This is a genomic window from Bacillus sp. LR_5, from assembly GCF_042709275.1.
In genome coordinates this window covers 1-10373 of record NZ_JAVAXX010000232.1, presented here as the reverse complement: position 1 = coordinate 10373, position 10373 = coordinate 1, and the positions used below count along the sequence as shown (strand labels likewise).

Below are 10373 nucleotides of genomic sequence, written 5' to 3'. Positions count from 1 at the left end.
CGATTATATTGTGGGAGTCTGGGGATACGGTCAGTTAAGGCTCAAGGGCTTCTTTGACGACCAGAATCAAAAGGCAACCTTCGAAACGAAAATCAGCACATTAGATGAATATATTTACGAATACTGCAATTTCGGCTGTGCGTATTTTGTCTTGAAACGGATCAGAAAATAAATATACACAAAGGGGATGCTGTCATGTATTTTGTTGACAGAAGCAAAATCGAGAAAACACTAGGGTTCTTCGAGCACCAGCTGGCGCTATTTGACTCACAAACAGACTGGCAGTCTGAAATCGGGGAATTGGCACTTCAGCGTATAGGCCATCTGTTAATCGAATGCATTTTGGATACAGGCAATGACATGATTGACGGCTTTATTATGCGGGACCCGGGCAGCTATGACGACATTATGGATATACTTGTTGATGAGAAAGTTGTCACGGAAAAAGAGGGTGATGAGCTCAAAAAATTGATCGCCTACCGCAAAACGTTGGTTCAACAATATCTGCTCGCTGACAGCGGCGAGCTTTACAGGCTGATCAAGGCGCATCAAACAGCTCTTCAAGACTTCCCGAAACGGATCAGAAGCTATTTGGAAACAGAGCTAGGACCTGTTTCTGCGTTTAAATAACAACTGGAAAGCCACAGGAGTGTTGGATATGAAAACATATAAAGGGTATTTAATTGATTTAGACGGAACGATGTACAATGGCACGGAAAAAATCGAGGAAGCGTGTGAATTTGTCAGAACGCTGAAAGATCGCGGCGTTCCTTATCTTTTCGTGACAAACAACTCTTCGCGTACACCGAAGCAGGTAGCGGACAAGCTCGTGTCTTTTGATATTCCGGCAACAGAAGAGCAGGTCTTCACGACCAGCATGGCAACTGCCCAGCACATTGCACAGCAGAAAAAAGACGCGTCTGTGTATGTGATTGGGGAGGAAGGAATCCGCCAGGCGATTGAAGAAAACGGCCTGACATTTGGCGGAGAAAACGCGGACTTTGTCGTTGTTGGCATCGACCGTTCCATTACATACGAAAAATTTGCTGTCGGCTGCCTGGCAATCAGAAATGGCGCCCGCTTTATTTCCACTAACGGAGATATTGCGATTCCGACTGAAAGAGGGCTTCTGCCGGGAAACGGCTCACTGACATCGGTGTTAACCGTATCTACAGGTGTACAGCCTGTATTTATCGGCAAGCCGGAATCAATTATTATGGAGCAGGCGATGCGCGTTCTCGGCACAGATGTGTCTGAAACACTCATGGTCGGCGACAACTACGCCACTGATATTATGGCCGGCATAAACGCGGGTATGGATACGCTGCTCGTTCACACAGGCGTAACGAAAAGAGAACATATGACAGACGATATGGAAAAACCGACTCACGCCATTGACTCTCTGACTGAATGGATTCCATACATTTGAAAAAAGGGCGCCCTAAAAGGGTGCCCTTATTCTGTATGCCGCGCGCGGTGAGCCAGTCTGCTTGAAGCCGCGGCGGAAATCGCTCCGACGATGTCATCTAAAAAGGTATGGCATTCACCGGTTGATTTATCATTCAATCGTTTAAGGATTCCGGGTTTTTCTTTGTCGATGTAACCGTAGTTCGTAAACCCGATCGATCCGTAAATGTTCACAATGGAAAATGCCAGAACTTCATCTACTCCATATAGGCTTTCATCTATTTCCAGCATCGTTTGCAGCGGTTCAGACAGTTTTTTCTGCTCAGCAAGAACATCCAATTCAATGCCCGTTAAAATTGCGTTTTGCACCTCGCGTTTTGCGAGAACACGATTGACGTTCAGCGTGCATTCATCAATGGTTAAATCCGGATGATATTTTTTCTGAAGAAAAAAGACAAGCTCGGCAATGTCTGATACCTCAACGCCGCGCTCCTTCATCCGTGCTCTTGCTTTAGCTTCCATCTGACTGAATTGTTCGTTTTCTGACATCAGCTTCACCCAATCTTTTTTACTAGTTTATACAAAATGCTTGAGAAGTTTACGACTTTTTCTTGCGCCTTCTTCGGATTAAAATATGTATTCATAATTCCGGCTGTGTATGACTACGATGTGATGAGCCCTAATTCAACAGGCAGGTGATCATGGTGAAAGGTACAATAAAAGAAAAATACGGCATTCACATCAGGCAGCTTTCCATGTACCAGCACACATATCAATGCTTTCAGACGCCTAATTCATACTTTCTGATTGTCCCCGTTTCCCAATTCTCAGAAACAGAGCTGGCGGAGCTTTATTACATGAGTCAGTATTTACAAGAACAAAGTGACCCATACGTTTCGGTTTTTATCTTTACAAAAGAAGGTGAACTGACATTTGAACATGAGGGAAAAACGTACGCTCTGCTGAAGGCGGCCCCCCCTTATTCAAACAGGGCGTTCTCCATTGGAGCGGAGCTTGCGGAATTTCACCGAAAAGGCCGAGGATATCCATATGAGGTGAAGGCGGCCGGAAGAATCGGCCAGTGGAAGGATCTGTGGGGAAAACGAATTGATCAGCTGGAAGCATTTTGGCAGAGAAAGGTTCAGACCCCTCCGCATGAGCCATTCGATAAAAAAATGATCGAATCATTTCCATATTATTTAGGACTGTCAGAAAACGCGATACAATATTTAGTGGACACTGAGCTGGATGACAAGCCCCAAGCCGCTGATTCAGGAACGATATGCCATCAGCGGATGGAAAGGCATACATGGTCACCGGAATCATTGATCAGGATTCCGGCGGATTGGGTGTTTGACCACGCTTCCCGTGATTTGGCTGAATATATGAGGCATACGTTTTTGCATCACAGACAAGATTTTAATCAGCAGGGCTTTCTCTTTTTACAGGAATACGAGCAAGTCACACCGCTGTCTTCATTTTCGAAACGCCTTTTATACAGCCGTCTGCTTTTCCCGCTTCATTATTTTGAAATCGTAGAAAGCTATTACATGTCATCAGAATCAGAAAAGCATTATTTTGAAGAACAGCTTGACTTCATTCTTAATGACTGTGGGCGTTATGAACAATTTCTCAATACAGCGCAGGAATTCATGAATATGCGGGCGCAGAAGCTGTTTGTTCCACGCGTCAGCTGGCTCGGCAAAGGCAGCTCAAGGTGAGGAGAAAATCTGACAAAAATAATTAGAAAATAAAGAATCTTGTCATATCAATGCGTTAAGCGTTTACATTCTCAAAATTCAGCCTAATGCTGTCTTGTCAAAACAGGAGCGGGCTTATATAATGTTTGTAACTTATATGTCTGTGTTGAGTTAACAATTGTCTTTTCCAAGAGGACAATCAAAAGAAAGGTGGAGTTTTTTTGAAAGCGATTCGTGTAGGGCTTTTAGGTTTAGGTACCGTCGGAAGCGGTGTCGTTAAAATTATTCAAGACCATCAGGATAAGCTTATGCATCAGGTCGGCTGTCCGGTTACGATAAAAAAAGTGCTTGTAAAAGATTTAGAGAAAAAGAGAGAAGTAGATTTGCCGAAGGAAGTGCTCACGACAGAAGTGTATGATGTCATTGATGATCCAGATGTTGATGTCGTCATCGAGGTGATCGGCGGCGTTGAACAGACAAAACAATATTTGGTCGACGCGCTGAGATCGAAAAAGCATGTTGTCACAGCAAACAAGGACTTAATGGCTGTGTACGGCTCCGAGCTGCTTGCCGAAGCGAAGGAAAATGGATGCGATATCTACTTTGAAGCCAGTGTTGCCGGCGGGATTCCGATTCTGCGCACGTTAGAGGAAGGCCTCTCATCAGATCGAATTACAAAGATGATGGGAATTGTGAACGGCACAACAAACTTTATCTTAACAAAAATGATCAAAGAGAAAAGCCCATACGAGGAAGTGCTCAAGGAAGCGCAGGATCTCGGTTTTGCCGAAGCTGATCCGACTTCTGACGTGGAAGGGCTTGACGCCGCACGGAAAATGGCGATATTGGCGCGCCTCGGCTTCTCGATGAACGTGGATCTGGAAGACGTCAAAGTAAAGGGGATCTCCCAAATTACAGACGAGGACATCAGCTTCAGCAAACGCCTCGGCTATACAATGAAGCTGATCGGGATTGCTCAGCGTGACGGCAGCAAAATCGAGGTCAGCGTACAGCCGACACTGCTTCCTGACCACCATCCGCTTTCTGCTGTTCATAATGAGTTTAACGCTGTTTATGTATACGGCGAGGCTGTCGGTGAGACGATGTTCTACGGGCCGGGAGCCGGAAGCATGCCGACAGCGACATCCGTTGTTTCTGACCTCGTCGCTGTCATGAAGAATATGCGCCTCGGTGTAACCGGCAACAGCTTTGTGGGACCGCAATATGAGAAAAACATGAAATCGCCGTCTGACATTTATGCACAGCAGTTTTTAAGAATTCATGTAAAAGATGAGGTTGGTTCATTCTCGAAAATTACATCTGTGTTCTCAGAGCGGGGCGTGAGCTTTGAAAAAATCCTTCAGCTGCCAATTAAAGGCCATGATGAGTTAGCTGAAATCGTAATTGTCACACATCATACATCAGAAGCTGATTTCAGTGATATCCTGCAAAACCTAAATGATTTGGAAGTCGTTCAAGAAGTCAAAAGCACATATCGTGTAGAAGGGAACGGTTGGAGCTAATGTGGAAAGGACTTATCCATCAATATAAAGAATTTTTACCTGTAACAGATCAAACACCGGCGCTAACTTTACATGAAGGAAACACACCTCTTATTCACCTGCCGAAGCTGTCTGAGCAGCTCGGAATTGAGCTTCATGTCAAAACGGAAGGCGTCAATCCTACGGGATCATTTAAAGATCGCGGAATGGTTATGGCTGTGGCAAAGGCAAAAGAAGAAGGCAATGACACGATTATGTGCGCGTCAACAGGTAACACTTCCGCTGCTGCGGCAGCATATGCAGCCCGTGCTAACATGAAATGCATTGTCATCATCCCGAACGGAAAAATTGCATTTGGAAAACTCGCTCAAGCTGTCATGTACGGAGCCGAGATTATCGCAATTGACGGAAACTTTGACGATGCGCTTAAAATTGTCCGTTCCATCTGTGAGAAATCACCGATTGCCCTTGTCAACTCAGTCAATCCTTACCGCATTGAAGGCCAAAAAACTGCTGCCTTCGAAGTGTGCGAACAGCTGGGGGAAGCGCCTGATGTTTTAGCGATCCCGGTCGGAAATGCTGGAAACATCACTGCGTACTGGAAGGGCTTCAAGGAATATCATGAGAAAAACGGCACAGGCCTTCCGAAAATGCGCGGCTTTGAAGCTGAGGGTGCGGCGGCAATCGTGCGCAATGAAGTGATTGAAAATCCGGAAACAATAGCGACAGCCATTCGTATCGGAAACCCGGCAAGCTGGGACAAAGCTGTAAAGGCAGCCGAGGATTCCAATGGGAAAATTGACGAAGTCACTGATGATGAAATCCTTCACGCATATCAGCTGATCGCCCGTGTAGAAGGCGTGTTTGCAGAACCAGGTTCTTGCGCGTCTATCGCAGGAGTGCTGAAACAGGTGAAATCCGGAGAAATTCCGAAAGGCAGCAAGGTCGTAGCTGTGTTAACAGGAAACGGACTGAAAGATCCGAACACAGCGGTCGACATTTCAGAAATCAAGCCTGTCACATTGCCGACTGATGAAGACAGCATCCTTGAATATGTAAAAGGAGCGGCCCGTGTATGAACGAAGCCGACATGCTGTTCTCTGTCACTGTTCCCGGAAGCACAGCTAACCTAGGCCCCGGCTTTGATTCAGTCGGAATGGCGCTCAGCAGATATTTGAAGCTGACCGTCTTTGAAAGCGACAAATGGTCTTTTGAGGCTGAAACAGAAACAGTCGCCGGAATTCCGGCGGGTACAGATAACCTGATCTATCAAGTGGCTAAACGGACCGCAGATTTGTACGGAAAAGAAATGCCTCCTGTCCATGTGAAGGTGTGGAGCGACATCCCGCTTGCACGCGGCCTTGGCAGCAGCGCCGCGGCGATTGTAGCGGCCATTGAACTGGCTGATGAATTATGCGGCTTAAAGCTGTCTGAAGCGGACAAGCTGCATTTAGCCAGTCTAGAAGAAGGACACCCGGACAATGCTGGCGCTTCTCTCGTCGGCGGACTTGTGATCGGCCTGCATGAGGATGACGAGACCCAAATGATCCGCGTCCCGACTGCTGACATTGACGTAGTCGTTGTCATTCCTTTTTATGAAGTGCTGACAAGAGACGCGAGAGACGTGCTTCCGAAGGAGTTTCCATATGCTGACGCCGTAAAAGCTAGTGCTGTCAGCAATATCCTCATTGCTGCGATCATGTCCAAGGACTGGCCGCTTGTCGGGAAAATCATGAAGAAGGATATGTTCCATCAGCCGTACCGGGCGATGCTTGTGCCTGAGCTGTCAAAAGTAGAGCACGTCGCCGAGATGAAGGGCGCATATGGAACGGCTCTCAGCGGAGCAGGCCCGACGATTCTCGTCATGACCGAAAAAGGAAAGGGAGAAGAGCTAAAAGAACAGCTCGCGCTTCATTTCCCTCATTGTGAAGTAGACGCTTTGACCGTTCCGAAAGAGGGAAGTATAATAGAGCGAAATCCTTTATATCAAGTAAAAAGTGTATAGATCATGCCAAGCGTTCCTCAGCGTCAGCGGAGGGCGCTTTTTTTTGCTGGAGATAAAGGAGTTTTTATTTAGAAAAACGAAATACATGTAAAAAGGAGGAGATGAATATGAAAAAGCTGATAACCGCAGACGACATCACAGCGATTGTCTCTGTGACCGATCCTCAATACGCCCCAGACGGCACCCGTGCCGCATATGTAAAATCACAAGTAAATCAAGAGAAAGATTCGTATACATCAAATATATGGATCTATGAAACGAAAACGGGCGGGTCTGTTCCTTGGACACATGGAGAAAAGCGAAGCACCGACCCAAGATGGTCTCCGGACGGGCGCACGCTTGCCTTTATTTCTGATCGAGAAGGCGATGCGGCACAGCTGTATATGATGAGCGCTGAAGGCGGAGAAGCGAGAAAACTGACTGATATCCCGTATGGCGTGTCAAAGCCAATATGGTCCCCGGATGGCGAATCGATTCTGGTCACTGTCAGTTTGGGAGAGGGAGAAAGCATTGATGACCGAGAAAAAACAGAGCAGGACAGCTATGAACCTGTTGAGGTGCAAAGCCTCTCCTACAAACGGGACGGCAAAGGGCTGACGAGAGGCGCGTATGCCCAGCTTGTGCTTGTCAGCGTAAAGTCGGGTGAGATGAAGGAGCTGACAAGTCACAAAGCTGATCATGGTGATCCTGCTTTTTCTCCTGACGGCAAATGGCTTGTTTTCTCAGCTAATTTAACTGAAACAGATGATGCCAGCAAGCCGCATGATGTTTACATGATGTCACTGGAGTCTGGAGATCTTAAGCAGGTTACACCTCATCGCGGCTCATTCGGATCTAGTTCATTTTCACCAGACGGAAGGTATCTTGCTTTGCTTGGAAATGAGAAGGAATATAAGAATGCAACGCTCTCAAAGGCGTGGCTCTATGATATCGAACAAGGCCGCCTCACATGTCTGACTGAGATGCTGGACGTTCATTTAGCGGATGCGCTGATTGGAGATTCATTGATCGGTGGTGCTGAACAGCGCCCGATTTGGACAAAGGACAGCCAAGGGTTTTATGTCATCGGCACAGATCAAGGCAGTACGGGCATCTATTATATTTCGATTGAAGGCCTTGTGTATCCAGTTCGTCTGGAAAAAGAGTACATCAATAGCTTTTCTCTTTCACCTGATGAACAGCACTTTATTGCCAGTGTGACAAAGCCGGACAGACCGAGTGAGCTTTACAGTATCCCGCTTGGACAGGAAGAGAAACAGCTGACTGGCGCGAATGACAAGTTTGTCAGTGAGCATATGATATCAATACCTGAAGAGATTCAATATGCTACAGAAGACGGCGTGACGGTGAACGGCTGGCTGATGAAGCCTGCACAAATGGAAGGTGAGACAACATATCCACTTATTCTCAACATACACGGCGGTCCGCATATGATGTACGGACATACATATTTTCATGAGTTTCAGGTGCTGGCGGCGAAAGGATACGCGGTCGTTTATATCAATCCGAGAGGAAGCCACGGCTACGGGCAGGAATTTGTGAATGCGGTCAGAGGGGATTATGGAGGAAAGGATTATGACGATGTGATGCAAGCTGTGGATGAGGCTATCAAGCGAGATTCGCATATTGATCCTAAGCGGCTCGGTGTCACGGGCGGAAGCTACGGAGGTTTTATGACCAACTGGATCGTCGGGCAGACAAACCGCTTTAAAGCTGCCGTTACCCAGCGCTCGATATCAAACTGGATCAGCTTTCACGGCGTCAGTGATATCGGCTATTTCTTTACAGACTGGCAGCTTGAGCATGACATGTTTGAGGACACAGAAAAGCTCTGGGACCGGTCTCCTTTAAAATACACAGCAAACGTGGAGACACCGCTTTTGATTCTGCATGGCGAGCGGGATGACCGATGCCCGATCGAGCAGGCGGAGCAGCTGTTTATCGCTCTGAAAAAAATGGGCAAGGAAACCAAGCTTGTCCGTTTTCCGAATGCATCGCACAATTTATCACGCACCGGACACCCAAGACAGCGGATCAAGCGCCTGAATTATATCAGCTCATGGTTTGACAACTATCTCTAATAAAAAAGCCAGGCTGATCAAATATCAGCCTGGCTGCTTTATTAAAAGACTTGTTCTACTTCAACGACACCCGGCACTTCTTCTAGAAGAGCGCGCTCAATTCCGGCTTTCAGCGTAATTGTTGAACTTGGGCAGCTGCCGCATGCGCCTAGAAGACGAAGCTTAACGATACCTTCATCTACGTCTACAAGCTCACAGTCACCGCCGTCACGAAGTAAAAACGGACGAAGTTTGTCCAGTACTTCCTGCACCTGTTCTTTCATTTCAACTTCAGTCATGACATTCGCTCCTTTCGTCGTCATAAAACCATTATATTCAGTGTAACAATAAAAATCTATTGTTTGGTTTGCAAAGTTGCTTTCCCTATTATAGCACATTCAGACTTCAACACAAAAACGGTTTTTTTCTATAAAAACGCCCTTTGGCTCTGTATACTTAAAAGAAAGGACTTACATAGGAGAAGGGGGCGTCTACAAGTGATGAAACCAGTCATTCTAAGCGTGTACGGGGCAGAAACCGTTTGTGCGAGCTGTGTCAATATGCCGACAGCCAAGGATACATACGAGTGGCTTGAGGCTGCGCTGAAAAGAAAATATCCAAATCAGCCTTTTGAGATGCAGTACATCGATATTCATGAGCCGCCTGACAATGAACATGCGAAAGAGCTTGCGGAAAAAATCAGAAATGACGAGTATTTTTATCCGCTTGTGCTCGTAGAAGACAAAATTGTCGGTGAAGGCAATCCAAAATTAAAAGACGTTTATGAGGAAATGGAGAAGCATGGGTATACAGAAAACCGCTGACTTGATCAGCGGTTCTTCTCTATCATTAACCGTTATGGTGTTTATACATCCACAGCAAGCCGGATTTCAGCATACGCGGAACACGGCCGATCAGCGGACGGTCAGCAACAAGCCCGAAGCCGGCTTTTTTTCCGAGTGAACCGAGGACGCCTTTCAGCTTAAACTGAGGCATTGATTCAGGCAGGGCTTCTCCATTCCAGCGTTTTTGCAAGATTTGGACAATCTGCTCTGCTTGAGCCTCTGCCAGCTGGGCGCTCGGTGCATGAGGAAGGCTGGCGCAATCGCCGACAACGTACAGATGTTCATCACCTGGAAGATTATGATGAGGCGTTAATACAATACGCCCTTGTGCGTCCTTCTCCACATCTAAGTCTCTGACGACTTTGTTTGGCTGGATGCCGGCTGTCCACACGATGGCGTCTGCAGAAATCGGATCATCGTGGTTATACACAACGCCTTCTTCTACTTTTGTGATATTTGCCCTGTTAATAATGCGGACACCGTGCTCTTCGAACCATTTTTGCACATATTTGCTTAAACGCTCGGGAAAGCTTGATAAAATGAGATTACCGCGGTCGAACAAAATAATGTTCAGGTCATCACGGCTTTCTCTCAATTCACTTGCAAGCTCAACGCCGCTTAAGCCCGCTCCGACAATGGCGACGGTGGCATTAGCGCTCAGATTATTCAGCTTTTGGTAGGTTTCGCGGGACTGATCGATGGTTTGAATACTGTAGGTGAATTCAGGCGCTCCCGGCACGTTGTGATATTTATCCTCACAGCCGAGCCCGATTACGGCGTCATCGTAAGAAATCGGTTCACGATCTTGGAACAGCACTTGTTTTTGTACAATATCAATTGATGTGATATCACCG

12 protein-coding genes are annotated in these 10373 nt (G+C 46.7%); 9 read left to right on the top strand and 3 right to left on the bottom strand.

The features are described from left to right. The 3 genes from RAC86_RS29240 to nucF all read left to right on the top strand — a co-directional run. On the top strand, window positions 1-172 hold a 172-nt coding region (locus RAC86_RS29240; RefSeq protein ID WP_377886324.1), incomplete at its 5' end, for a YutD family protein. 23 nt (window positions 173-195) lie between these two features. Next, on the top strand, window positions 196-630 hold the full coding sequence (locus RAC86_RS29235) for a DUF86 domain-containing protein (RefSeq protein ID WP_003228684.1): 435 nt from the start codon (window positions 196-198) through the stop codon (window positions 628-630). Between the two features lie 28 nt (window positions 631-658). Next, window positions 659-1429 carry a 5' nucleotidase NucF gene (gene nucF, locus RAC86_RS29230; protein WP_003243196.1) on the top strand — a complete coding sequence of 257 codons (771 nt, stop codon included), beginning with the start codon at window positions 659-661 and terminating at the stop codon, window positions 1427-1429. Window positions 1430-1455: 26 nt separating this feature from the next. Here the strand turns inward: nucF and RAC86_RS29225 are convergent, their stop codons facing one another. After that, on the bottom strand, window positions 1456-1956 hold the full coding sequence (locus RAC86_RS29225) for a phosphatidylglycerophosphatase A family protein (RefSeq protein ID WP_003243814.1): 501 nt from the start codon (window positions 1954-1956) through the stop codon (window positions 1456-1458). Between the two features lie 152 nt (window positions 1957-2108). On the opposite strand from RAC86_RS29225, the gene cotNH reads away from it, so the two are divergent. The 5 genes from cotNH (at window position 2109) to RAC86_RS29200 (ending at window position 8695) form a co-directional block, all read left to right on the top strand. Then, on the top strand, window positions 2109-3128 hold the full coding sequence (cotNH, locus tag RAC86_RS29220; RefSeq protein ID WP_003242649.1) for a spore coat-associated protein CotNH: 1020 nt from the start codon (window positions 2109-2111) through the stop codon (window positions 3126-3128). 200 nt (window positions 3129-3328) lie between these two features. Further along, a complete protein-coding gene (locus tag RAC86_RS29215; RefSeq protein ID WP_003228694.1) occupies window positions 3329-4630 on the top strand; it encodes a homoserine dehydrogenase in 1302 nt (433 codons plus the stop codon). Beyond that, on the top strand, window positions 4630-5688 hold the full coding sequence (gene thrC, locus RAC86_RS29210; RefSeq protein WP_377886323.1) for a threonine synthase: 1059 nt from the start codon (window positions 4630-4632) through the stop codon (window positions 5686-5688). Before RAC86_RS29215 ends, thrC begins: the two co-directional genes overlap by 1 nt. Beyond that, complete coding sequence (gene thrB, locus RAC86_RS29205; protein WP_369877520.1) at window positions 5685-6614, top strand: homoserine kinase; 930 nt, start codon at window positions 5685-5687, stop codon at window positions 6612-6614. The genes thrC and thrB overlap by 4 nt, the downstream gene beginning before the upstream one ends. A 107-nt stretch (window positions 6615-6721) precedes the next feature. Continuing rightward, window positions 6722-8695, top strand: a complete 1974-nt coding sequence (locus RAC86_RS29200) for a S9 family peptidase (RefSeq protein ID WP_377886322.1) — start codon at window positions 6722-6724, stop codon at window positions 8693-8695. Between the two features lie 41 nt (window positions 8696-8736). Here the strand turns inward: RAC86_RS29200 and RAC86_RS29195 are convergent, their stop codons facing one another. Beyond that, window positions 8737-9072 carry a NifU family protein gene (locus tag RAC86_RS29195; RefSeq protein WP_010886606.1) on the bottom strand — a complete coding sequence of 112 codons (336 nt, stop codon included), beginning with the start codon at window positions 9070-9072 and terminating at the stop codon, window positions 8737-8739. 99 nt (window positions 9073-9171) lie between these two features. Here RAC86_RS29195 and RAC86_RS29190 point away from each other — a divergent pair, with 99 nt between their 5' ends. Then, window positions 9172-9498, top strand: coding sequence for a YuzD family protein (locus RAC86_RS29190; RefSeq protein WP_015714646.1), 327 nt, complete (start codon window positions 9172-9174; stop codon window positions 9496-9498). 25 nt (window positions 9499-9523) lie between these two features. Here the strand turns inward: RAC86_RS29190 and RAC86_RS29185 are convergent. Beyond that, a partial coding sequence (locus RAC86_RS29185) for an NAD(P)/FAD-dependent oxidoreductase (RefSeq protein ID WP_377886321.1) occupies window positions 9524-10373 on the bottom strand: 850 nt, incomplete at its 5' end.

Excerpts from the sequence above, each read along its gene's own strand:
- RAC86_RS29235 (WP_003228684.1), top strand. The coding sequence starts at position 196 with ATGTATTTTGTTGACAGAAGCAAAATCGAGAAAACACTAGGGTTCTTC.
- nucF (WP_003243196.1), top strand. The coding sequence starts at position 659 with ATGAAAACATATAAAGGGTATTTAATTGATTTAGACGGAACGATGTAC.
- RAC86_RS29225 (WP_003243814.1), bottom strand. The coding sequence starts at position 1,956 with ATGTCAGAAAACGAACAATTCAGTCAGATGGAAGCTAAAGCAAGAGCA.
- cotNH (WP_003242649.1), top strand. The coding sequence starts at position 2,109 with ATGGTGAAAGGTACAATAAAAGAAAAATACGGCATTCACATCAGGCAG.
- thrC (WP_377886323.1), top strand. The coding sequence starts at position 4,630 with ATGTGGAAAGGACTTATCCATCAATATAAAGAATTTTTACCTGTAACA.
- thrB (WP_369877520.1), top strand. The coding sequence starts at position 5,685 with ATGAACGAAGCCGACATGCTGTTCTCTGTCACTGTTCCCGGAAGCACA.
- RAC86_RS29200 (WP_377886322.1), top strand. The coding sequence starts at position 6,722 with ATGAAAAAGCTGATAACCGCAGACGACATCACAGCGATTGTCTCTGTG.
- RAC86_RS29195 (WP_010886606.1), bottom strand. The coding sequence starts at position 9,072 with ATGTGCTATAATAGGGAAAGCAACTTTGCAAACCAAACAATAGATTTT.